This is a genomic window from Microcoleus sp. PH2017_35_SFW_U_B (assembly GCF_020737865.1).
Lineage (GTDB): Bacteria > Cyanobacteriota > Cyanobacteriia > Cyanobacteriales > Microcoleaceae > Microcoleus.
Genome location: NZ_JAEQDE010000070.1, coordinates 1 through 24,439 on the forward strand (window position 1 = coordinate 1; position 24,439 = coordinate 24,439).

General features: G+C 45.3%; 21 protein-coding genes. 12 read left to right on the forward strand and 9 right to left on the reverse strand.

Translation table 11 applies throughout. The annotated features are described in order from the left end of the window. The first annotated feature begins 370 nt into the window (after positions 1–370). The 3 genes from JGK36_RS19805 to JGK36_RS19815 all read left to right on the forward strand — a co-directional run bounded on the left by JGK36_RS19805 (position 371) and on the right by JGK36_RS19815 (position 3,972). A complete protein-coding gene (locus JGK36_RS19805) occupies positions 371–3,292 on the forward strand; it encodes an AAA family ATPase (protein ID WP_293177549.1) in 2,922 nt (973 codons plus the stop codon). Between the two features lie 81 nt (positions 3,293–3,373). Continuing rightward, on the forward strand, positions 3,374–3,604 hold the full coding sequence (locus tag JGK36_RS19810) for a DUF433 domain-containing protein (protein ID WP_293177552.1): 231 nt from the start codon (positions 3,374–3,376) through the stop codon (positions 3,602–3,604). Beyond that, complete coding sequence (locus tag JGK36_RS19815; RefSeq protein ID WP_293177555.1) at positions 3,601–3,972, forward strand: DUF5615 family PIN-like protein; 372 nt, start codon at positions 3,601–3,603, stop codon at positions 3,970–3,972. The genes JGK36_RS19810 and JGK36_RS19815 overlap by 4 nt, the downstream gene beginning before the upstream one ends. A 51-nt stretch (positions 3,973–4,023) precedes the next feature. On the opposite strand, the gene JGK36_RS19820 is transcribed toward JGK36_RS19815, so the two are convergent. Further along, the gene (locus tag JGK36_RS19820; protein WP_293177558.1) at positions 4,024–4,251 is read right to left on the reverse strand and encodes a hypothetical protein; all 228 of its coding nucleotides are present in this window, start codon (positions 4,249–4,251) and stop codon (positions 4,024–4,026) included. Positions 4,252–4,722: 471 nt separating this feature from the next. Here JGK36_RS19820 and treS point away from each other — a divergent pair, with 471 nt between their 5' ends. Next, entirely contained in the window at positions 4,723–8,100 is a 3,378-nt protein-coding gene (gene treS / locus JGK36_RS19825; RefSeq protein ID WP_363319173.1) for a maltose alpha-D-glucosyltransferase, read from the forward strand. Between the two features lie 250 nt (positions 8,101–8,350). Here the strand turns inward: treS and JGK36_RS19830 are convergent, their stop codons facing one another. Continuing rightward, positions 8,351–8,671 carry a 2Fe-2S iron-sulfur cluster-binding protein gene (locus JGK36_RS19830; protein ID WP_293157012.1) on the reverse strand — a complete coding sequence of 107 codons (321 nt, stop codon included), beginning with the start codon at positions 8,669–8,671 and terminating at the stop codon, positions 8,351–8,353. A gap of 233 nt (positions 8,672–8,904) precedes the next feature. Then, positions 8,905–9,552: a sigma-70 family RNA polymerase sigma factor gene (locus tag JGK36_RS19835; protein ID WP_293177564.1), complete on the reverse strand. Its 648-nt coding sequence runs from the start codon at positions 9,550–9,552 to the stop codon at positions 8,905–8,907. A gap of 223 nt (positions 9,553–9,775) precedes the next feature. On the opposite strand from JGK36_RS19835, the gene JGK36_RS19840 reads away from it, so the two are divergent. From JGK36_RS19840 to JGK36_RS19850, 3 genes are all read left to right on the forward strand, one after another. After that, complete coding sequence (locus JGK36_RS19840) at positions 9,776–10,498, forward strand: DUF5131 family protein (RefSeq protein WP_293177567.1); 723 nt, start codon at positions 9,776–9,778, stop codon at positions 10,496–10,498. Positions 10,499–10,620: 122 nt separating this feature from the next. Continuing rightward, positions 10,621–11,565 (forward strand): 30S ribosomal protein S8, encoded by a 945-nt coding sequence (gene rpsH / locus JGK36_RS19845; protein ID WP_293177570.1) that lies wholly within the window; start codon positions 10,621–10,623, stop codon positions 11,563–11,565. Next, positions 11,549–12,160: a HEAT repeat domain-containing protein gene (locus JGK36_RS19850; RefSeq protein WP_293177573.1), complete on the forward strand. Its 612-nt coding sequence runs from the start codon at positions 11,549–11,551 to the stop codon at positions 12,158–12,160. The genes rpsH and JGK36_RS19850 overlap by 17 nt, the downstream gene beginning before the upstream one ends. A 155-nt stretch (positions 12,161–12,315) precedes the next feature. On the opposite strand, the gene JGK36_RS19855 is transcribed toward JGK36_RS19850, so the two are convergent. Both JGK36_RS19855 and JGK36_RS19860 read right to left on the reverse strand, forming a co-directional pair. Beyond that, the gene (locus tag JGK36_RS19855; RefSeq protein WP_293197579.1) at positions 12,316–16,263 is read right to left on the reverse strand and encodes a hydantoinase B/oxoprolinase family protein; all 3,948 of its coding nucleotides are present in this window, start codon (positions 16,261–16,263) and stop codon (positions 12,316–12,318) included. 70 nt (positions 16,264–16,333) lie between these two features. After that, on the reverse strand, positions 16,334–17,194 hold the full coding sequence (locus JGK36_RS19860; RefSeq protein ID WP_293177576.1) for a M20/M25/M40 family metallo-hydrolase: 861 nt from the start codon (positions 17,192–17,194) through the stop codon (positions 16,334–16,336). A 47-nt stretch (positions 17,195–17,241) separates the two neighbouring features. Between JGK36_RS19860 and JGK36_RS19865 the strand changes: the two genes are divergently transcribed. The 3 genes from JGK36_RS19865 (at position 17,242) to JGK36_RS19875 (ending at position 19,196) form a co-directional block, all read left to right on the forward strand. Continuing rightward, on the forward strand, positions 17,242–18,408 hold the full coding sequence (locus tag JGK36_RS19865; RefSeq protein ID WP_293190037.1) for an AAA family ATPase: 1,167 nt from the start codon (positions 17,242–17,244) through the stop codon (positions 18,406–18,408). A gap of 81 nt (positions 18,409–18,489) precedes the next feature. After that, the gene (locus JGK36_RS19870) at positions 18,490–18,780 is read left to right on the forward strand and encodes a hypothetical protein (RefSeq protein WP_293177582.1); all 291 of its coding nucleotides are present in this window, start codon (positions 18,490–18,492) and stop codon (positions 18,778–18,780) included. After that, the gene (locus JGK36_RS19875; protein WP_293201069.1) at positions 18,747–19,196 is read left to right on the forward strand and encodes a PIN domain-containing protein; all 450 of its coding nucleotides are present in this window, start codon (positions 18,747–18,749) and stop codon (positions 19,194–19,196) included. Before JGK36_RS19870 ends, JGK36_RS19875 begins: the two co-directional genes overlap by 34 nt. Here the strand turns inward: JGK36_RS19875 and JGK36_RS19880 are convergent. Together JGK36_RS19880 and JGK36_RS19885 are read right to left on the reverse strand one after the other, a co-directional pair. Beyond that, a complete protein-coding gene (locus JGK36_RS19880) occupies positions 19,193–20,263 on the reverse strand; it encodes a DMT family transporter (RefSeq protein ID WP_293190051.1) in 1,071 nt (356 codons plus the stop codon). The two genes, JGK36_RS19875 and JGK36_RS19880, sit on opposite strands and share 4 nt — an antisense overlap. Before the next feature lie 91 nt (positions 20,264–20,354). After that, on the reverse strand, positions 20,355–20,717 hold the full coding sequence (locus tag JGK36_RS19885) for a hypothetical protein (RefSeq protein ID WP_293197552.1): 363 nt from the start codon (positions 20,715–20,717) through the stop codon (positions 20,355–20,357). A 143-nt stretch (positions 20,718–20,860) separates the two neighbouring features. On the opposite strand from JGK36_RS19885, the gene sppA reads away from it, so the two are divergent. Both sppA and aroH read left to right on the forward strand, forming a co-directional pair. Further along, a complete protein-coding gene (sppA, locus tag JGK36_RS19890) occupies positions 20,861–21,679 on the forward strand; it encodes a signal peptide peptidase SppA (protein WP_293177588.1) in 819 nt (272 codons plus the stop codon). A gap of 227 nt (positions 21,680–21,906) precedes the next feature. Further along, positions 21,907–22,314, forward strand: a complete 408-nt coding sequence (gene aroH / locus JGK36_RS19895; RefSeq protein ID WP_293177591.1) for a chorismate mutase — start codon at positions 21,907–21,909, stop codon at positions 22,312–22,314. Between the two features lie 468 nt (positions 22,315–22,782). Here the strand turns inward: aroH and JGK36_RS19900 are convergent, their stop codons facing one another. Both JGK36_RS19900 and crtR read right to left on the reverse strand, forming a co-directional pair. Then, positions 22,783–23,358, reverse strand: a complete 576-nt coding sequence (locus JGK36_RS19900; RefSeq protein WP_293197554.1) for a Uma2 family endonuclease — start codon at positions 23,356–23,358, stop codon at positions 22,783–22,785. A 133-nt stretch (positions 23,359–23,491) separates the two neighbouring features. Then, entirely contained in the window at positions 23,492–24,382 is an 891-nt protein-coding gene (crtR, locus tag JGK36_RS19905) for a beta-carotene hydroxylase (protein WP_293177805.1), read from the reverse strand. Positions 24,383–24,439: the final 57 nt, after the last annotated feature.

Consider the following 24,439-nt stretch of genomic DNA (forward strand, 5'->3'; position numbering starts at 1 on the left):
TAAAATTTTTAGTAGAGCAATAAAGAGGTTTGATCGTTCGGACTTTAGTCCGCAGAAATTGATGCGGACTAAAGTCCGAACGATCGAACCAAGACATAATTATGAGGCGGCAGTGCCGTGTCTGTACAGTATTGTAGGCAATGGAGAACCTGTATATTTTCATAAGTTCGATCGCCCGATCCGGTCGTACCACACAAATTTTTGCGGTGGATTGCGGACTGTAAGCTTGTACAAGCAGTCAATTGTGTTGCAACTTCGGCGCTCGTTAACCGCACTCATAGATTAACAATCGTGTTTCAAGATTAAGATAGTTGTGAGACCATGTATGAACGGATAACAACAGGAATCCCCTTGATTGCGAGGAACCAACGTGCAGCCAACAGACCCTAGCAAATTTACAGATCAAGCCTGGGAAGCCATAGTCAAATCCCAGGATGTAGCCCGCCGCTTTGCCAATCAGCAGCTAGAGGTTGAACATTTAGCGATCGCCATTCTAGAACAGCAAGCCCTAGCAAACAGCATTCTCAGCAAGGCCGGAGTCGATGTCCCCCGCTTGGCGCAACAGTTAGATGCTTTTGCCAAACGACAGCCGAGAGTTGCCAACGCTGACCAACTATACCTCGGCCGCGGCTTAGAAGTGATGTTAGATGCTGCTGAGTCTGCCAGACAGGCTTGGCAAGATAATTTTATCGCCGTTGAACATTTATTAATAGGCTTGCTAGAAGATGAACGAGTTGGTAGGCGATTGCTGACTAAGGGCGACGGGCCGCCGGGCCGCCCCGGATACGATCGCAAACCGGCCCCCGGTACGATCGATCGCGCGAAACTCGAAGAAGCAATCAAATCAATTCGTGCTACTACCAAAGTCAAAGATCAAAAGCAAACCCAAAGTCAAAGTCAAAGTCAAAACCAAAATTCTGACGCCAACTCCGACGCCCTCACTAAATACGGGCGCGATTTGACAGAAGCGGCAAAAGCAGGCAAACTCGACCCAGTAATCGGCCGCGACGAGGAAATCCGCCGCGTCGTGCAAGTTCTTTCCCGCCGTCAGAAAAACAATCCAGTGTTAATTGGCGATCCCGGAGTCGGAAAAACTGCGATCGCCGAAGGTTTAGCCCAGCGCATTGTCAACGGCGATGTACCGGAATCTTTGAAAAATCGCCAACTATTCAGCCTCGATATGGGCAGTTTAATTGCTGGGGCAAAATTCCGGGGCGAATTTGAAGAACGATTGCGTTCTGTGCTGCGAGAAGTTATCGATTCCGACGGGCAAATCGTCCTATTTATTGATGAATTGCACACGGTTGTTGGCACTGGCGGCGGCGGAAGTTCCGGTTCGGGAATGGATGCCGGAAATTTGTTGAAACCAATGTTAGCCAGAGGTGAATTGCGCTGTATCGGCGCTACAACTCTCGATGAATTCCGCAAAAATATTGAAAAAGATCCGGCACTGGAACGCCGCTTTCAACAAGTATTTGTCGGGGAACCGACTGTGGAAGATACTGTTTCAATTTTACGCGGATTGAAAGACCGTTACGAACGCCACCACGGGGTAAAAATTACCGATTCGGCGCTGGTTGCTGCTGCTACTCTGTCTTTTCGCTATATTTCCGATCGCTTTTTGCCGGATAAGGCGATCGACCTTGTAGACGAAGCGGCCGCCCATTTGAAAATGGAGATTACCTCCAAACCCGTGGAATTGGAAGGGATTGACCGCCGGGTGATGCAGTTGGAAATGGAAAAATTGTCGATCGAAGGTGAGGGTAAAGGCGCTCTATCCCCGGGAATCGGCCCCCGCATCGAACGCATCACATCGGAGATTGACATTTTAAAAGTCAAGCAGGAAAAACTGTCTTCTCAGTGGTTGGGCGAAAAGCAGTTGTTGGATGCAATCAATAAATTGAAAGCAGAAGAAGACCAGTTGCGAGTCCAAATCGAACAAGCAGAAAGAGCTTACGATTTGAATAAAGCGGCGCAGTTGAAGTACGGTAAATTGGAGACTGCGGTGCGCGATCGCGAAGCCAAGGAAGCCGAACTTTTGAAACAACAAGCTCAAGGTTCTTCCCTGCTGCGGGAAAAAGTTACTGAGGGCGATATTGCGGAAATTGTTGCTAAATGGACGGGAATTCCGGTCAATCGGTTGTTGGAATCGGAACGCCAAAAATTGCTGCAATTGGAAAGCCATTTGCACAAGAAAGTTATCGGTCAAGAGGAGGCTGTAACGGCGGTTGCTGCGGCGATTCGGCGGGCGCGGGCGGGGATGAAAGATCCCGGTAGACCGATCGGCTCTTTCTTGTTCATGGGCCCCACAGGCGTCGGTAAAACCGAGTTAGCGCGGGCGTTGGCGGAGTTTTTGTTTGACAGCGATGATGCGATTATCCGCATCGATATGTCGGAATATATGGAGAAGCAAAATGTCTCCCGGTTGGTAGGAGCTCCCCCCGGATACGTCGGTTACGATGAAGGGGGACAACTTTCGGAAGCAGTGCGGAGACGCCCTTATTCGGTGGTGCTATTTGACGAAGTGGAAAAGGCGCACCCTGATATTTTTAACATTTTGCTGCAAGTGTTGGATGACGGCAGAATTACCGATTCTCAAGGTCGAGTGGTTGACTTTAAGAATACCGTCATTGTGATGACAAGCAATATCGGCAGCGACCACATTTTAGAAGTGTTTGCTAAGAAGGGAAAAACTACCAAAAAACCTGCTGCTAGGAAGCAGGAACCGAAGGAGGTGTCAATTCCCAAGACTGATTATAAAGTTGCTGATGATGGCACTGTCGAGGTATCTGCCCAGCGAGTCGATATCTCAGACAAGAGTGAAAAAGACAATAGTGAAAGTGAAGATTTACCGACTCAAGAACGGGAGACAGACCAAGAGTACGAACAAATGTTAAAACGGGTGATGACTGCTTTGCGATCGCACTTCCGGCCGGAGTTTCTTCAGCGGGTGGACGAGACAATTTTGTTCCACACTTTGAGCAAGACGGAACTGCGGCAAATCGTCACCATTCAAGTCAAGCGGATCGAGCGGCTGTTGGCGGAACAGAAAATCACCTTGGAACTGTCCGATGCTGCAAAAAACCATATCACAGATGTCGGTTACGACCCAGTTTATGGCGCTCGTCCCCTGAAACGCGCTATCCAGCGGGAGTTGGAAAACCCGCTAGCTAACAAGATTCTCGAAAATGCGTTTGTTGAAGGCGATACAATTGCGATCGACTGCGTAAATAACCATTTGCAGTTTCGTAAAAAAGACTCTCTCCCCGCGTTGGTAGGTAACAGTTTGTAGTTGTGTTAGGAACAGGCTTTCCGGCCTGTTCCACAAAAAAGAAATCTTCTTGTTTCCCAGAAAGCCTGGTAGTTTAAAATCATGAAACAACTAACTAGAATCACTCTGAATCCAGAAGTAATGGGAGGAAAACCCTGCATTCGCGGCTTGCGAGTCACTGTTGGCACGATAGTCGGACTGATGGCATCGGGACACTCACCGTCAGGCATTTTGCAGGCTTATCCCTACCTGGAAGAAGCAGATATATATGAAGCGCTTGCCTATGCAGCGTGGCGAGTTGAAGAAGTAGAAATTCCTCTCAAAATAGCGTGAAAATTTTGATTGATATGAACCTGTCACCTGAGTGGACTGTCGTATTTACTAAATACGGAATAGAGTCTCTTCATTGGTCTACAGTCGGCGATCCTCGTGCCACAGATCGCGTTATTATGGAATGGGCGCGAGTAAATGACTATGCCGTATTCACTCATGATTTAGATTTTGGCGCACTGCTGGCCGCAACCCAAGCTGATGCTCCCAGTGTCATTCAAGTGCGTATTCAAGACGTGCTGCCTGCTAATATAGAGAGTTTGATTGTGGAAGTGTTACATCAATTTGAGCCACAAATTGAGTCGGGGGCGTTCATTTCTGTGGATGAAACGCGCTCTAGGGTGAGAATTTTGCCGATTACACTTCGATAATTATTTATGGCCTGTTCTATTCAAAATAGTCAAGCCTGCTGCTTAATATTACTAATTAGCCATCGTGCGACTGGTGTAAGCATCCATGCTGTAGGCGGGAACGCGAACAGTGTAATCAATTTCTGTTCCAGTCATCGATTTTGCCAGTTGTTCAAAAGATTCATTGCTCCAATTGCGATCGTGAATGGGCTTGGACTGTTCGCCCAGGAAATATGCTTGAGTGCCAATTAAAGATGCTGCGACCCAACCGACGACCAAAAGAGCGATTACAATAGTCATTTTTGCTATTTCCTTAAACTTTTGTTGCTTTATGTAAACAAATGTAACAAAAATTTACAAACAGCGTCAAGGCAGTGTAGTGTCGTGCAAACCGTCCGGTAGGTAGTAAAAACCGTCACTCCGACGGCCGCCGGAGAGGGTTCGAGGGGGAGAGGGGACACGGGGAAAGGATTTATATATAAGTATGTAGGGCGTGCACCGCCAAGCACGGGTCTGTAATACGGCGATCGAGATCCGAATCATGAACTGTATCCGCAATAACAAATAAGATTGTTTAATTTTTTTAGTTAAGAACTTATAAGTTTTGCGTTCATAAATTACGATTAAAACTCTACCACTGGCATGACGAATCGCGATAGAATTATGCGTTATGATTTATCAGTTTGGATTTTTCACTAACAAATCCAAATTACCAAATCCAAATTACCAAATCCAAATTACCATTCTCCCATAAAAATTATGCCAAACTCAATGTTAAATAACGATCCCTTGTGGTTCAAAGACGCCATCATTTACGAAGTACCAATTCGCGCTTTTGCAGACAGCAATGCAGACGGCATCGGCGACTTTCGGGGACTCACAGAAAAACTAGATTACCTGCAAAACTTGGGAGTAACAGCAATTTGGGTACTGCCATTTTTTCCCTCGCCACTCCGAGACGACGGCTACGATACATCTCACTATACCACCGTCAACCCGATTTACGGCACGTTAGACGACTTTAAAGAGCTTTTAGAAGCAGCGCACCAGCGCGGAATTCGAGTTATTATTGAGTTAATTGTCAACCACACTTCCGACCAGCACGCATGGTTTCAGCGAGCGCGGCGCGCCCCGAAAGGCAGTAACGAAAGAGATTTTTATGTGTGGAGCGATACGCCGGAAAAATATCAAGATGCTCGGATTATTTTTCAAGATTTTGAAACTTCTAATTGGGCTTGGGATGCGGTAGCAAAAGCTTATTACTGGCACCGTTTTTATTCTCACCAACCAGATTTAAATTACGACAATCCCGCCGTCCGCCAAGCCATCTTAGATGTGGTAGACTTTTGGTTGGAACTGGGAGTAGATGGACTGCGAATGGATGCCGTGCCTTATCTGTACGAGCGGGAAGGTACTAACTGCGAAAACCTGCCAGAAACTCACGTATTTCTCAAGCATTTGCGGCAGCACGTAGATGAGAAATTCCCGAACCGGATGCTGCTTGCTGAGGCGAATCAGTGGCCGGAGGATGCGGTTGAATATTACTCGGGTGGCGATGAATGTCACATGAATTTTCATTTCCCGCTGATGCCGCGTTTATTTATGGCTTTGCACATGGAAGATAGCTTCCCAATTAGCGATATTCTCCAGCAAACTCCGCAGATTCCTAATAATTGTCAGTGGGCATTGTTTTTGCGGAATCATGATGAATTGACGCTGGAAATGGTGAGCGATGAAGACCGAGATTATATGTATCGGGTTTACGCTCAAGATACTCAGGCGAGAATTAATTTGGGTATCCGCCGCCGCTTGGCTCCGCTGATGGGAAATAACCGCCGCCGCATTGAGTTGATGAATGCTTTGCTGCTGTCTCTTCCTGGTACGCCGGTGCTTTACTACGGCGATGAGATTGGGATGGGTGATAATATCTATTTGGGCGATCGCAACGGGGTGAGAACTCCGATGCAGTGGAGTAGCGATCGCAATGCCGGTTTCAGCCGCGCTAACCCGCAGCGGCTGTACGCGCCACCAATCGTTGACCCTGAATATCACTACGAATCTGTGAACGTGGAAGCGCAGCGGGCGAATCCAAGTTCACTCTGGTGGTGGATGAAACGCTTGATTGCTGTGCGCCAGCGCTTCCAAGCATTCGGCCGCGGCACTTGCGAGTTTCTGTACCCAGAAAACCGCAAAGTTTTAGCTTTTGTTCGCACTTATCAAGACGAACACATCCTCGTAGTCGCTAATTTGTCGCGCTTCGTGCAGACGGCAGAATTAGACCTTTCTCCGTTTAAAGGTGCTGTGCCGGTGGAGATTTTCGGTCGCGCTGAGTTTCCACCTGTTGGCGAATCACCTTACTTTTTGAGTTTGAGTCCTCACACATTTTACTGGTTTACTCTTACTCCTAAACCCGAAGAATTTTCGCTGCACGGTTTTAAGACAAACTTGCCTAGTTTGGCGGTAATCGGCAATTGGAAAACCGCTTTTGTAACAAGTCAATTAAGCGAGATGCTACTCTCTCTTTTGCCAAACTATTTACGCAGCAATCGCTGGTTCATCGGTGCAGATAGGACGATTCAATCGTTGGAAATTAGTGAAATTATTCCTGTAGAATGTCACAATGGTGCGGGAGAAGAATCTACAGTTTACATTCTGTTTGTGCTGTTGAATTATACAGAAGGTATGCCGGAAACTTACGTTTTGCCCGTAGGTTGGGAAGAGATGAAAGGCGATGCGGACGATCGCGCGATCGCACGCCTGCACTTCCCTGAAAGCAACGAAGCCGGGGTGCTATTTGATGCTGCTGGGGACAAAGGCCTGCTGAGCGCGCTGCTGGGGGCGATCGGCAATTCTCGCAGTTACAAAGGTACAGCAGGTCAACTGGTGGGAATTGCCGACATTGCATTCAACTCAGACCAAGATTTATCGCAGCTCGAACCTCACCTGTTCAAAAAAGAACAAAGCAATACATCCGCAGCTTACGGCGATCGCTACGTCCTAAAAATATTGCGAAAAGTCGAAGAAGGAATCAACCCCGAATTAGAAATCGGGCGGTTTTTAACCGATCGCAACCCGATCCAACACTACGCTCCAATTGCCGGAGCCTTGGAATATCACACAGCCGAAAAACAAGTAATTACAGTCGGAATACTGCAAAAACTAATCCCCGACAGCAGGGACGCTTGGTCTTATACATTAGACACGCTGCGCGACTATTTCGAGCAAGTAATGACAGTAGAAGCCAAGCATTTAGGCGATAATTTATCGACAGATCCCGAAAACTATTTACCCAGCGCTTTGACCGCACAAATGCGGCAACCAAACTCTCTAGTAGCCGATTTATCCCTAGAAATTCCGGCCTTAGCTCGCGAACTAATCGGCTCTTACTTAGCATCAGCCGAACTTTTAGGTCAGCGGACAGCGGAACTTCACCTCGCTTTAGCTTCAGACACCGAAAATCCCGCTTTTGCTCCAGAAAACTTCACCTCATTTTACCAGCGTTCCATCTACCAACACATGAGAAATATGGCAGGAAGAACTTTGCTGCTGCTGAAAAAGCGGCTGTCAAAACTGCCGCCAGAAGCGCATAAACTAGCACAAAATCTCCTAAACCGGGAAGAGTTGCTGATGGAACGTTTCAAGTCTATTTTGAACTTGAGAATCACGGCGGATCGAATTCGCTGTCACGGGGACTTCCATTTCGGACAAGTTCTTTATACAGGTAAAGACTTCGTAATTATTGATTTCGGAGGAGAACGGAATCGACCGTTAAGCGAGCGGCGGATGAAAAGATCGCCCCTGCGAGATGTGGCGGGAATGCTACAATCTTTCAATTATGCTGTTACTTTGGCACTGCGAAATGAAGTTGAAAGCGGTATGATCCGCCCTGAAAATCTTCCGGAGATGCAGCAGTGGGCGAATGTTTGGCACCGCTGGGTCAGCCTCACTTTTCTTAACAGCTATTTGGTAACAGCAGCCGATGCCAGTTTCTTGCCAAAATCTATACCAGAACTACAAGTTTTGCTGGATGCTTACATTTTGGAAAAAGGGGTTGCTGAGCTGGCCTACGAACTCAATTACCGCTTGGATTGGGCGGAAATTCCGCTGAAGCGGATTCTGGAATTGTTGAAATTTAATGGCAAGCCGTAGTTAATTTTTAAGTAGTGAGTAGGGTGCTTGTGGCGCACCTGGCATTAACTCGTTTCTGCTGGTATACGAATAATAATTCTCTGAATTTAGTGCTGTCTCGCTCGCGAGCTGTCATCGCGAGCGAGACAGCACTATAATATAATTACGATGTCACGGAATTTGACAGCTCGCGATCGGGACAGCACTATAATATGCACACCTTTGTGGAATCGCTAGCGAGACTCTGACAATATATAATACGCATCTGGCATTACTTAAAATAGAGAGCTGCTTCATATAAAACTTTTTCTTGATGAGTTAACAAAGTGCAGTCAGAAAGCGGGTAAGCGACACAGGTAACAGCGTAGCCAGCTTGCAATTCTGAGGGCTTCAAAAACTTTTGTTCGCTTTGGTCGATTTCACCGCTAAGCAGTTTGGCAACGCAAGCAGAACACTCTCCTTGCTTGCATCCATTCGGCAAGCGGATGCCGGCATCTTCTGCCATATCTAGGATATACTGGTCGTCCGGTACTGCGATCGTGCGATCGAGCGATCGCTCCTCATTCACCAGCCGAACTTGATAAACTGCCATTTTCACCTCTGATATTATTTCCGACTATTAGTGCGGTTGAAACCGATTTTTGTCAAATACAATCGAGACTCGGCGGTTGAAACCGCGTCTACACAAACGAAGTCCGCCTCCGCGGACTAAAGAATAATTGATGTTAGCTTCTTGATATCGGCGATTGAAACCTCTTCTTGTCAAACAAAGTCCGCAGCAGAGGGGGACTGAAGAATAATTGATATTAGCGGAATTCTCGGCTGCTAGACAAGTGCTTGTTGATAATCGAGATTTTCATCCAGATAAATAGCGCGAATATCCTGCGGCAAATTTGACTCTAAAGTTTGATATCCTTTTTGCAGCAAAGCCCTAACTTGAGCGGGCGAAATAGCTTCACCTTCTGCTTGCAAATAAGCTGCAATTCGAGTTTCGCTCCAGCGGAAAGTCTGGGCCATCAACACGACTAAACGTGGCAGTGGCGCCAACAATTCTAAGGCTTGTCTGACGTAACACCACAGGGGAGGCGAAGCGGATTGCAAAGAGTAGTGAATAGACTCAACTGGGGGTAATTCGGCTTGATTGATGCAGACAGCGGTGACATTAATCAGCCAGTTTTGGAGACTGAGATTGTCGCCATCAGGATCTTGGGTTTCGCGGCGCAAATCGAGGCCTCGGAGCTCGTGATAGATGTGCTGCCAGGTGTGGGCGAAGAGGTAATCGCCTTGTACGGGCGATCGCACGGAATGGCGGATCAGGGAGTGTACAATTTGAGCGTAGCGGCAAAAAATCGCCGTGAAGAAGCGGCCCTGATCGGGATGGTTTTGAAACAGGGTCAATAATTCCTGATCGCTGTGATGGAACAGGGATTTGACCACAGGGTGGTTGAGTTCGGAAAAAACTGGTGCTTGCACAATTGTTCTGTAAAGGTTTTGGGTATCAATGCTGTTGCAGCCCGATTCTACACTACGATCTACATTTAATGCAACTGCTTAAAAAGTGTTGATACTTAAGTCAATTTTAATTATATAATGGAGTTGTAGGTGATGCTGCATTAATCTAAATTGATACATATAAATTCTATGTATCCAGCGCATCTAAAAAGATAATTAGTTGTTTCAAGGGTCAAGTGTTTGTATGTCTAGCATTAATACTGGTATCGAGTGGTGCGATCGCACATGGAATCCAACAACTGGCTGCGATAAAGTCAGTCCCGGCTGCACCCATTGTTATGCAGAAGCATTAACAAAAAGGTTTCACACTAATTTTCCTAACGGCTTTGATTTAACACTCCATAGGAATCGCTTGGAAGAACCAAAACGCTGGCGAAAACCGAGCCGTATTTTCGTGAACTCGATGAGCGATTTATTTCATGAAGAAGTGCCAATAGATTTTCTCAAAGAAGTTTTTGAGGTAATGCGTGAAACTCCCTGGCATATATATCAAATTCTGACCAAAAGACACGAACGCCTTCGAGAAATAGCTGACAAATTAGACTGGCATGATAATATTTGGATGGGAGTTTCTGTTGAAAATCAAAACTACGTTAACAGGATTGACTGTTTGCGACAAGTACCCGCTAAAGTCAGATTTCTATCATGCGAACCACTTTTAGGTAATTTAGAACTAGATTTAACAGGCATTAATTGGGTGATTGTTGGCGGAGAATCTGGGGTAAAACACCGTCCCATCCAAGCAGAGTGGGTTGAGAATATTAAGCAGCAGTGCGAGGATGCTGAAGTCGCATTTTTCTTCAAGCAATGGGGAGGTAGAACACCTAAGGCTTCTGGGAGACTTCTGCATGAGAAAATTTGGGACGAGATGCCGGAAGGATGGGATAAACATCAATCTAGTGCATAAATAACAACAGATTCGATTTGTGATATAATAGGAGAGCTTACATACAGATTAATGATTTATCAACTTATTTGTTAGTTCATCGTGTGAAATTAGCACTATTAATTAATATTTAGTAAGTTACTTTGAAGGTTAAAAGTATGCTGATAAGTAATGCAGTGCGAGGCAAAGCGAATACTCCAGTTAGCTCTAGAACGATATATTCTAAGTTGACGACCATATATATTACCAAGAAAATAGTCAAATTTGGAGATGTTGTATATCAATTTTGTAACGTTAGTGGATTTAAAATAACTGGAGTTGATATTATAAATCCCTTAGTAACTACCGGGATATTTGTTTTGTTTTTTATCGGCTTGGTTTTGGCTTTTACAGATATAAAAGGTCTGGGATTTTTATTGATGGTCACAGCATTATACGCAATGCCAAATATTTGGCTCAAAAAATATGGACTGGAAGTATCTATGAATTCTGGTGAAAAAGCTGTCTTTACTACAAATGATATAAAGGGTCTCAAAGAAGTAATTGCAGAATTATCCAAATTCATCGAGAGTGACAATGAAACAGAAAATTGTGTCATAGATATTAACGATCGAAATATCTCATTGGCAAGATATATCGAAAATCAGGAAATAACCTGCGGAAATTTTGGTAGCTATACATCATTCAATCCGCCAAGCACAACATACGAGACAAGCGCAAATTATGAAGATGCGATCGCCCAGACAATCGCCTGCATTCGGGAAGCTAACCTAGCAGGGAATTTAACCGTCGTAGTTCCAGCAACAGAGGCAACTATCCACCTCGTACAAATAATAAAGAGTCAAGGATTAATCGCTAACTTCGAGTTAGTAGCCGACGCAAAGAACAAACATTTACTCCTGCACCTCAATTCTAAAGGGAACAACAGCAGCAACAACAAAATTACCGATCGTCAATTCGACTGGCTCAACCAGGAATTTCCAAAAGAGATAGTTCCCTTACTGCAAGATTTGGAAAGTCAAGATCCTGCTGTTCGTGCTAAAGCTGTATTGTCATTGGGAGAATTCTACAGTGAGCGAACAAAATGAGTTCACCGAGTCAAAAACCAGGACAATTGAGTTGATATGTCATATTTTGCAAAACGATCCGTCTTCTCTTGTTCGCATTAACGCTGCTGAAGCTTTGGCTAAAATGGGTGCTGACAGCAAAGAGGCGATCGCTACTCTATATCAAGCTGCATTGGAAGATAGCGATCCAAGTGTTCGGGCTAGTGCTGTTGCCGCCCTTGGAGAGATTTACAGAAATGCTATAATTTTTAATGTACTAAATCAAGCCATTAACACTATGTCAGAGCGCAAAGTACAAATGAACTTTAACGCCCCCGTCACAGGTGCTGCGGGGAATGTTGAAGGTGACTTCATCAATAATCCACCTCAGAATTTAGTTGATGCAGCAGCAGAAATTCAGCAATTGTTGAATCAAATAGCTCAGACTAATCCAACTATGACTGAATCCGCTGTAGCTGTAGCTATTCAGCATGAAATAAAGGAAAATTCCACTCTTAAACAGCGGTTGCGAAGTGCTTTAAAAGCAGGTGGCATTGAAGCATTGAAAGCAATCTTCAATCATCCGCTAGTCAGCGTTCCTATTGAAACAATTAAGGGTTGGATAGAAGCTGAATAATATTAAGATATCGCACTTTTTGTATACCGTTCGCAGGAGTTAAGCTGTTCGACATTCAAACTGCACTATTTGTGTGCCAGACCCCATACTGTAAGGCGTTGAGGCAATAAATTTAAATGACTAACAGCTTATCACCCTCGATCCGATGAAGGCTATTAACCGCGATAGCTAGGAAAACCATAACCTCCGCCGCCAGGAGTTTCAATTACAAACACATCCCCCGATCGCATTTCGACACTCGCCGTACTCCCCAATTCCTCCACATTTCCATCAAATCTTTCAACATAATTTCGCCCAACTTTCCCCGCTTCACCTCCATGCAAACCGCAGGGAGAAATCACCCGCCGCCCGGAGAGAATTCCCGCAGTCATCGCTTCCAGAAATCGCACTCGCCGCACCACTCCATTACCGCCGCGATGATTTCCATTTCCCCCGCTATTAGCCCGGATTGCAAAACTTTCCAACAACACCGGAAACCGCCATTCCAACACCTCTGGATCGGTTAAACGCGAATTAGTCATGTGAGTTTGCACCGCATCTGTGCCGTCGAAATTTGCACCAGCACCCGAACCGCCGCAAATTGTTTCATAATATTGATAGCGTCGATCGCCAAATGTGAAATTATTCATGGTGCCCTGAGAAGATGCGATCGCACCCAGCGCACAATACAAAGCATCCGTAATATTCTGCGAAGTTTCCACATTTCCCGCCACCACCGCCGCCGGATAACGCGGATTCAGCATACAGCCAGCGGGATTGATGATTTCGAGAGGCTTCAAACAGCCAGCATTCAGAGGGATATCGTCATCTACCAAGGTGCGGAAAACGTACAACACAGCCGCTTTACACACCGCAGCGGGAGCATTAAAATTGTTGAATTGTTGGGAAGAAGTGCCAGTAAAATCTATTTTTGCACTGCGCGCAGACTTGTTAATTGTAATAGCTACTTTAATTTGTCCGCCGCTATCCATCGGATAAGTAAACTCGCCATCAGTCAAAACCTCAATTACTCGGCGCACAGATTCTTCAGCATTATCTTGCACAAAACCCATATAAGCTTGTACTGTTTCCAAGCCGTAATGTTCTACCATCTTGACAAGTTCTGCTAAACCGCGATTGTTGGCGGCAATTTGGGCTTGCAAATCGGCGATATTTTGTGCGACATTGCGAACCGGAAAATCCCCGGCTGTCAGAATTTGTAGTAATTCTGTTTCTCGGAATTTACCCTCGCTGACTAGCTGAAAATTGTCAAACAATACGCCTTCTTCAGTGACTATTTTACTATTGGGAGGCATGGAACCGGGAGTGATGCCGCCGATGTCGGCGTGGTGTCCCCGCGAAGCAACATAAAACAAAGGAAGCGAGGAATCACGATTAAATACTGGAGTAATTAGGGTGATATCTGGTAAGTGCGTGCCGCCATTGTAGGGATTGTTAGAAACATAAACATCGCCCGGTTTAATAGTATGACTTTGTGCTAGGATTAAAGCTGAAACACTTTCGCTCATGGAACCGAGATGCACGGGAATGTGCGGCGCGTTGGCAACTAATTGCCCGTTTGCATCGAAGATTGCACAGGAAAAGTCGAGGCGCTCTTTGATGTTGACTGAGGAACTTGTATTTTGTAAAGTCACGCCCATTTGTTCGGCGATCGCGCGAAACAAGTTATTAAAAATTTCTAGCAAAACTGGATCTGATTTAACCGCCGATGAATGGGTTTTAACTGCATTCATCTGTGTGGATCTGCGGTTCAAAATTAAGTCATTGTTTTCGGTGATTTCGCCTTCCCAACCCGGTTCTATGATATTAGTTCCAGTTGCTTCGACAATCATCGCCGGGCCCGTAAAGCAATCGCCCGATCGCAAATCGTCTCTCTGATAAACAGGCGTTTCCCGCCATTCAGCAGCAACATACATTTGTACAGGCAAGATGCCTGTGCCACAAGATGGGGAAGTTGTTGATGCTTCAGCCACAGGCAAGATGCCTGTGCCACAAGATGGGGGATTTGTTGATGCTTCAGCCACAGGCAAGATGCCTGTGCCACAAGATGGGGAAGTTGTATAATTATCAGCCACAGGCAAGATGCCTGTGCCACAAGATGGGGGATTTGTATAATTATCAGCCACAGGCAAGATGCCTGTGCCACAAGATGGGGAAGTTGTATAATTATCAGCCACAGGCAAGATGCCTGTGCCACAAGATGGGGAAGTTGTAGAATTATCCAGTACATCCATTGTTTCTACAACTTCTACAGAAACTGCTTCTACAATTAGCGATTTTTCCGGCATAATAAAACTGTAACGCTGTCGGTGTGCTGCTTCAAAATCAGCCTGCATCTCCTCAACACTCCCAGCAAAATTCACCATCAAAACCGAATCGCTTCCCTGATATTTAAGATGCAGCTTCCTCACAACCAAAACCTCTTTCTCTCCCTCTGCGCCCTCTGCGCCTCTGCGGTTCAATTCCCCTTTTCCCTCCGCCTCCAATTGCGCTAAAATATCATGCAAATCCGCAATTAATTCAGCAGTTAATAATTGCTCGATCGCCCTTTCGCGCATAGCCCGCACATCAGCCAAACCCATACCGTAGGCGGATAATACCCCCGCGTAGGGATGAATAAACACCCGTTTCATGCCCAAACTATCGGCGATCGCACAAGCGTGTTGGCCGCCCGCACCGCCAAAACAGCACAAGGTATACTCGGAAACGTCGTAACCGCGCTGAAGCGAGATTTTTTTGACCGCATTAGCCATCTTTTCCACCGCGATCGCCAAAAACCCCTCCGCCACCTGTTCCGGTGTCCTCTCGCCCCCAATTTCCCCCGCTAACTGCACGAATTTTTGCTTAACTACGTCAGAGGCGATCGGCAAATCTCCCGTCAATCCAAACACTTTCGGGAAAAAATCAGGCTGAATTTTCCCCAACATCACATTACAATCAGTCACCGTCAAAGGGCCGCCCTTCCGATAGCAAGCAGGGCCTGGATTTGCGCCCGCAGACTCCGGCCCGACACGGTAGCGCGCGCCGTCAAAAAACACGATCGAACCGCCACCGGCTGCTACAGTGTGAATTGCCATCACGGGCGATCGCAATCTCACCCCTGCAATTTCAGTCTCAAATTCGCGTTCGTATTCGCCGTTAAAATGGGCAACATCTGTCGAAGTTCCGCCCATATCAAAGGTGATGATTTTGTCAAAACCAGCCTTTTTACTCGTTTGAACTGCACCGACAATTCCCCCAGCCGGGCCTGATAAAATACTGTTTTTTCCTTGAAATTGGGCGGCATCAACTAAGCCGCCGTTTGATTGCATAAACATTAATTGGGGGAATTGGGCATTGGGAATTGGGCATTGGGAATTGGGCATTAATAATCCCTCATTCCGAGAACCTACCTCAATTAACTCACTGGTTATTTGTTCGACATATCGGCGTAAAATCGGAGATAAATAAGCATCGACAACCGCAGTATCTCCCCGCGAAACTAATTTCATTAAAGGGCTGACTTCGTGAGATACTGATATTTGACTAAAACCAATTTCTCTGGCTATTTGAGCAACTTGTTTTTCGTGTTCCGAATAGCGGTAGCCGTGCATAAAGACGATCGCACAACTGCGAATTCCGTCATCGTAGGCTTGCTGCAAAGCCGGGATAAACTCAGGATTGACAGCAATTAACTCTTCACCTCGGGCGCTGTAACGTTCTGCAACCTCAATAACGCGATCGTACAACATCTCGGGCAGCACAATGTGGCGGGCGAAAATATTCGGGCGATTTTGATAGCCAATTCTCAGCGCATCGCCGAAACCTTTGGTAATTAACAGAATAGTGCGATCGCCCTTACGTTCCAGTAAAGCATTTGTCGCCACCGTCGTCCCCATTTTAATCGCTGCAATCTTGTTCGCCGGTATCGATTCCCCCGCCTCAATCCCCAAAATATCGCGAATTCCTTGCACTGCTGCATCGGTGTAGCGATCGGGATTTTCCGACAGCAGCTTGTGAATAACTAACCTACCATCAGGACTTTGGGCGACAATATCGGTAAAAGTACCACCGCGATCGATCCAAAATTGCCAGCAAGTGCGATCGGGAAAATCAACATTCATATCTTTTTCTATCATCTTCTTTCTTTATTCCTTCGCGTTTTTCGCGTCTTCGCAGTTCATTAAAATAAAATTATAGATATCGAATAGCCTCAACCAAGCCCCCACAAACACCAGCCAAAAAATCCAAATCCAAAGTCTCAATCTTATCACTCGGTTGATGATAGTGCGGATTCCGCATATTAGCCGTATCCGTCACCATAATCGCCGGATAACCATTATCCCAAAAAGGAACATGATCGCTGCGGCGAGTATCCGGCACAATCAAACCTCGATTCGGCACCGGCAACCACTCGCAATCCTGACCGACTTTGCGGATATTTCTGCTCAAAGTAATCATATCGCGCACAGTCCGCAAGTTCCCAATTAAAGCAATAAAGTTGCCAATATTCGGATAAAAATATTTTAGTCCAGCCGGATAGCTTTGGGAGTTCGGAGTGCGATCGCAATAACCCAACATTTCCAAAGCAATCATCAACCGAATTGACTGTTGCTGTTGCTTGCATTTAGCTGCATAATGCCTGCTTCCCCAACAACCAGATTCTTCCATATCGAACGCAACTAACTGTACTGGATATTTTAGCGGTTGAAGTGCGATCGCCCTTGCGAGTTCCAGCAACACAGCAACACCCGTAGCATTATCATCAGCCCCAGGCGTCCCCGGCACAGTATCGTAATGAGCGCCTATAATAATCGGCAAATTTTCTTGCTTCCCCCCCTTAGCAAGGGGGGGATTGAGGGGGGGTAAATCCAAGATAAAATTGTGATGAATTCGCCCGCGCACCGCAAAATCGTCGGTTTCTACAGCGCCCCACTGTCCCAACTGTTCGCGAATGTATTGCTGCACATAGAAGTGCCCTGCGGATGCCAAGTAAGGATTGCGATCGCGTACAATTTGAATTAGGTGGCTGTGCAGGCGTTCTTTTAGATCCATGACATCCGAGATACAATGAGTACATTCAGATTATAGGGGATTTAATTATGATTAAAGAAGTCAGAATCAAAAATTACAAGTCTATTCAAAAGCTGAAGCTGGAATTAGGACGAGTCACCGTACTGATTGGCGAAAATGGCTGCGGTAAGAGCAATATTTTGGAAGCCATCGCCCTGGCTTCGGCGGCTGCTAATGATAAACTGGATAACGAGTTTCTTGCTGCACGGGGGATTCGGGTGACAGAACCTCGATTTATGCGATCGGCTTTTGAAAAAGATAATCTTACTAAAGATATCAGCATTGAATTAAGACAGAATGATAAAGAACAATTTAGTTGTATTTTACAAAATGATAATTCTCCCTATTCTCAGTGGATTAGTAAAAAATTTTTTGGTAATTCTGAAATATCTACAGAGAATGCTCTTAAACTTTTTGTTGAGCAATACGGGGGACAAGACAAACTTTTATCAATTTTAAAAGGAGCAACTCAACTAACGGAACAAGAATTATCAATATTCAACAAGGATGTAGACTCATTTATTGAATTATATTATCTAAATAAGTTTATTGTTTACTCCCCTGAAAACCCAGCTTTACGAACCTTTGAAAAAGAAGGGCAAATTCAACCATTAGGCATTAATGGTCAAGGTTTGTTTAAACTTATAAATATCTTGAATGCAGATAACCCAGATAAACTTAATCAAATCAAAGACAAGCTGCAATTGATAGATTGGTTTAAAGATTTTGAAATTCCTCACAATCTATCAGCGATGCAAACTTCTCTCCAAATTACAGATAGATACTTAGATACAGATTTAAGTTATTTCGACCAAAGAAGCTCGAATGAAGGCTTTTTGTTTTTACTGTTTTACTTTACCTTGTTCATAAGCGATATCACACCTAAATTTTTTGCAATTGACAACATTGACGCTTCTCTAAATCCTCGATTATGCCGCCGGTTAATCGAAGAATTAGTCGAACTAGCAAAAAATAACGATAAACAAGTCATCTTGACAACTCATAACCCCGCTGTTTTGGACGGCTTAGATTTAGATGATGATGAACAGCGGTTGTTTGTGATTTCCCGCAACCAATTAGGTTATACTAAAGCTAGACGTATTCTCAACCCGGAACCTTTGGATGGACAAGAACCTGTAGATTTATCAGAGGCATTTTTGAGGGGCTATATCGGCGGACTTCCTGAAAATTTTTAATATGATTAAGTTTGGATTGATTACAAAGGGACTTACCGAATTTTTATGTCCTATAATAGAGACAAAGCTTAGGAGATTAGTATGCAAGCATACAAACTTAGAGGTAAAATAGATGAGGCTGGGAATTTGGTAGTTTTGGAATCCCTGGATATGCCAGCCGGAGATGTGGAAATCATCGTTTGGCCGGTGGCTGATGCGGTTGTCAGTTCCCCACAGCTAGTAATCCAGTCAGAAGAAGCTAACCTTAAAAGAAAAGTGAAAACTAAAATCAAGGCTTTGCAAGCCTGGTTTGAGAATACTCAGCCTGTCCCGCCTGACTTCGATGCAGAGGAAGCTAGATGGGAAGCTTTGAAGGAGAAACACAAGCTATGAAAATCTTGCTAGATACCAATATCATCTTAGATATCGCCCTTGAACGACAGCAATTTTTTGGTGAAAGCGAACAAGTTTTGTCCTTTGTTGAACAGGCACAAGTAGAAGGTTATATTTCAGCCTCTACTTTTGGCGATATTTACTACATCATACGCAAAGTTAAAGGTCGAGATTCAACGCTTGAGTTTTTGAAATATATAGCCACATTTTGTCAAGTGGCGACTGTGGATAGCTCTGCTATTTCAATGGCATTAATTTCCAACTTCAAGGATTTTGAAGATGCGATTCAGTATAGCACTGCCGTAGTCAATCAAATTGATGCCATTGTCACCCGCAACCCGCGAGATTTTCCGGTGACAACTCCTCGAATTGTCACTCCCAATCAGTTAATTGAAGAGTTAACCAATTCTGTCTAAACCTCCGGCTCCAATTCTGTAGCCCGCACTTGCACGGGAAATTCAACTGCATTCAACTCCGACGACTCTAATAACTGCACTTCCTCCTCAGAATTCGCTGCACCATTCCGGCCTTTCCCCAATTTCTCAGCCAAAGTATCCCGCTGATTAATCAAATAAATACTTACCAAAGTCAGCCCGACTCCCATCGATTGCAGCGGATTCAATACTTCGCCCAACAACAAATTGCCGAACAGCAAAGCAAAAATCGGAGTCAGAAAAGTCAGAGAACTTAAACTCGTCAAACTGCCGCTTGAAGCAAAGTAAAAGAATAAACCGTAGGCGATCGCACTTCCGAACACAGTAGAATACCCTAAAGCCATCCAACCCGACAAATCGATATTCACAAACTGCCCCGACTCAGTAGCCGCCGAAATCGCCAACAACGGCAAACCGCCTAAAATCATGTGCCAGCCCGTCGCCACCACCGGGTCAACATAGCGGCACACCCACCGCACCAAAACCGTACCTACAGCCATCGACAAAGCCGCCAACAGCATCAACCATTCCCCGCCCTGAAACACACTTTCGATACCCGCAGAAACCTGCACATTTTCAGGATGAAACAGCCCCAAAATAAAGCCATCCGGCAATCCAATCAAACTGATGCCGATAACGCCAATTACTAAGCCCAACCAGCCCCAAAAACCTATTTTTTCTTGAAACAGCCACAAACACAAAATCGCCACGGCTAGCGGTTGAGAATCAATCATCACTGAACCCAAACCCGCACCGGTTCTCGCCAAACCTTCGGCTAAAAATCCTTGAAACAAAGTGCCGTCAACTAATGCAAACAGCGAAATCCACAGCCAAGCTTTCCAACCCTGCGGCTGCTTTTTTCCCATCAAAGCCGCCGCCAGCAACACCAACACGCCCGCAGGTAATAAACGCACGACAGCCACAAACAGCGGTGTCGTGTGTGGCATCACCCCTTTCATCGCTACCATCGCGGTTCCCCACAGGAAAAACGGCGCAATGAGTAACAGCGGGGCAAAGGGCAGTTTAGAATCGGTAAGTTTTAGCTGCATGGCGGAGGCTCCAAATAATTGATGAGAGTGGCGCTCTCGGGAATGATGTAGATTTGTTAAGCAATTTTTACAATTATATATCGAAGGTGGGTTAAGTGCGATCGAACGGGCAAGATGCCCGTTCCACAATTTGTGAAATTGGTTGTAGAACAGGCATCTTGCCTGTTGCAGTTCCACAATTTCTGCAATGGTTGTGGAACAGGCATCTTGCCTGTTGCGGTTCGACAATTTGTGAAATTGGTTGTAGAACAGGCATCTTGCCTGTTGCAGTTCCACAATTTCTGCAATGGTTGTGGAACAGGCATTTTGCCTGTTGCAGTTCCAAAATCAGTGAAATGTGTTGTGGAACAGGCATCTTGCCTGTTGCAGTTCCAAAATCAGTGAAATGTGTTGTGGAACAGGCATCTTGCCTGTTGCATTCCAAAATCAGTGAAATTGTTTGTGGAACAGGCATCTTGCCTGTTGCAGTTCCAAAATCAGTGAAATTGGTTGTGGAACAGGCATCTTGCCTGTTGCGAACACAAGCACAACATCTAACCCAATGAATAAGGCACACTAGAAGTGAGATACAAAATTTCACATTGCCCGAAACTGCCCATGATTTGGCCATTCAAGCCCCGCTACCGCAAACAAATCGCCCGCATCGAAGTCACCGGAGCGATCGCCGGAGAAACCCGCAAACGAGTTCTAGAAGCGCTCAAAACCGTTGAAGAGCGCAAATTTCCCGCCTTGCTGCTGCGGATAGACAGCCCCGGGGGCACTGTCGGCGATTCCCAAGAAATTTACAGCGCCCTCAAGCGTTTGGGCGAAAAAATCAAAATTGTCGCTAGTTTTGGCAATATTTCAGCTTCTGGCGGAGTTTACATCGGCATGGGAGCTCAACATATCGTTGCTAATCCCGGTACAATTACCGGCAGCATCGGCGTGATTATCCGGGGTAACAATCTAGAAGGGCTGCTAGAAAAAGTCGGCGTTTCTTTTCAAGTGATTAAATCCGGGCCCTATAAAGATATCTTGGCATTCGATCGACAATTGACCGAGCCCGAACAGCAAATTCTGCAAGACTTGATCGACAGCAGCTACCAGCAATTCGTGGAAACCGTCGCCGAAGCCCGGAAACTCCCCGTTGAAAACGTCAAAACTTTTGCCGACGGTCGCGTTTTTACCGGCCAGCAAGCCTTAGAATTGGGTTTGGTCGATCGACTCGGAACCGAAGAGGACGCTCGCCGCTGGACTGCCGAACTCGCAGGCCTCGACCCGGAAAAAACCGAATGCTGCACGCTAGAAAAACAAAAACCTTTCCTAAATCGCGTTTTGGGGAGTAGTCTGGATACATCCGGGCTTTGGGCTTACAAGAATTTGCTGGAATTCGAGCTGTCTACTAGCGGTTTGCCGCTGTGGCTGTATCGCCCGTGATTAAATAAATTAGTCATTGGTTATTGGTTATTGGTTATTGGTTATTGGTTATTGGTTGTTGGTTGTTGGTTGTTGGTTGTTGGTTGTTGGTTATTGACAAACCAACAAATAACAAGTAACCCTTCGACTCCGCTCATGGCAACGCAAATAACAAATAACAAGTAACAAATAACAAGTAACAAATAACCAATAACCATTGACAACTAGCAACTGACAACTGATAAAAAATGGAGAATATTTGCGTGGATTGGCAAGTGCGGGCGATTCGCGGGGCAACAACTGCCAGCGATAATTCGGTAGAAGCAATTCGAGAAGCGGTGAGAGAACTGTTAGATGAATTAGAAACAAGAAATAATTTAGATCCGGAATTAATAATTAGTGTTACGTTTTCTGTTACCCGCGATTTGGATGCTGTCTTTCCGGCTGCGATCGCCCGCGAACGCCCTCGGTGGTGCAATGTTCCTTTGTTGGACGTGCAGCAAATGTACGTTAAGGGTTCATTAGAACGCTGCATCCGCTTTTTAATTCACGTCAATTGGCCCGCACACACCGAAATTTATCATCCTTATTTGCGCGGAGCTCAAAATTTGCGGCCCGATTGGAATTTAGCCGTCGCGGTTGCTGCGGAAAAATAAGAAAATCACTTTTTGATTGATTCAAGAGTAAACCCACCAGCCATGGTGGGTTGATTTTTAACTGAGGAATGAAAAGATGTAATAACAAAATGAGTGATTACAAAGGATGGGGAGCATCTCAGTTTTGCATTTAATAGTGCTGTCCCCGCTCGCGTATTATACGATACGCGAGCGGGGACGCTCGCACTATAAGAAAAAAATGCTTTTACAAAAATGAGATGCTCCCAAAGGATGTAACTACTGCCAACATTTTAGAGCAGACGGAACTTGTCCGGCTTTCGATCCAGGTCTAATTCCCTTAATAATTGTTGACGCGCAAATTAAACACACTAAGCCTTTGAAAAATCAGAAAAACACAATTGTTTACGAGCCAACTGAAAAACACATAATGTACAGGTATAGTCCTGATTAAGTATTGATGAAGTTGAGCTATTAGCTGCAATTGTTATGGATTGCAACAGTCTGTTGTTAATCCCAGATTTGCCGTAAATTCAAGGTAAATCCCGGCAACACATCTACCGGAACAGTTTGAGGTTCTTGCAATACCTCAACTTCTCGATCGGGGCGATAAATTTCCATTTGTTGCTTTTTGCGGTTAATTAACAAACCCAGACGACAGCCATTGTCGATATACTCTTGCATTTTGTCTTGAGTTTTTTTCAGGCTATCGCTTGGTGAAAGAATTTCAATCACAAAATCGGGACACAGCGGGATGAATTTTTCTCTTTGTTGTGCAGTCAAAGCCTCCCAGCGAGATTTTTCGACCCAAGAGACATCGGGAGATCGATCGGCTTTGTTTGGTAGAGTAAACCCTGTCGATGAGTCGAAGACTTCGCCGAGTTGAGTTTGCTCGTTCCAGATTGCCAGTTGTACAATCAGTTTGACGTTACGTTTTCCGGTTTCTCCTCCTGTCGGCGGCATCACGATTAATTCTCCATTAGGGTTCCTTTCTAGTTTTAAATCTGGGTTTTCTTGACAGAGTAAATAAAACTGTTCTTCGGTAAGTTTGATAATTGGGTTGAGGTCGAGAGTAATTTGGGTCATGGCAGTTGCGATCTGCTGAATTGAAATAGGCTTCTCCAGCAGATAAATTTATTTTAGCTTACCTTTTTCGGTTGGGATTGGCTTAGATAAAAAACATAAAAAAACCGGCTTCTCGAAGAAACCGGATTTTTTGTCAATCAGTGGCTTTCTTGTGATGCAGCCTAATCCCTAAAAAGATGTCATATATAAAACTCCAAAAGTCCTTTTTACCTTCCAATATTCCCAGACTTTGAGGAGAACCCTTTTCATCTAACAGCGGCTTCACAGCTTCATAAGCTGGCTTGTAATTGTACCAAGGAATTGAAGGCCACAAGTGATGGATCAAATGATAGTTCTGTCCCAAAATTAAAATATTCAGAATTGGACTAGGATATACTCTGGCATTTTTCCAGCGATCGCGCTCGTGAAACGGACGGTGTGGCAAATAATCAAAAAATAAGCCCAAGGCTAACCCCACTACCAAAGCAGGAGAAAACCAAAAGTTCAGCACATAGCCTAAATGGTCGTATTGAATTGAGAGATAAACCACTCCGATCACAAACAAACGGCTGAAAAACCATTCCCAAAGTTCGTATTTCCGCCACAGTTTGCGCTTAAAGAAGAAAATCTCGTGGTAAAAAAACCTCGCAGCAATTAGCCACAGAGGCCCACCCGTAGAAACATAATGGTCTGGATCGTTATCTGGGTCGTTAACGTGGGCGTGATGCTGCATATGTACCCGCGTAAATACCGGGAAAGCAAAGCCCAACATCAGCGCGCTACCGTGTCCCAAAATAGCGTTAATTGTACGATCGCGGTGCGCCGCGTTGTGAGACGCATCGTGAATCACCGTTCCAGCCATGTGCAACGCCAGCACGTTCAGCGAAAAACAACACCAATCCGGCCAGTCCCCGTACCAGTAACCCACAAAGGAAATCGCGATAATCGCTAATGCACTCAAAAACAACAGCAGCGTCGGATTCAAGTCACCCGGAGGACTCAGAAACTCTTTCGGCACTGTCAGCGGCCGTCCTGCCTCCGACATTTTTGTTAACACTCCTTAATATTTCACACTTGCGTAGTATAAGATACAAGTCTGCCA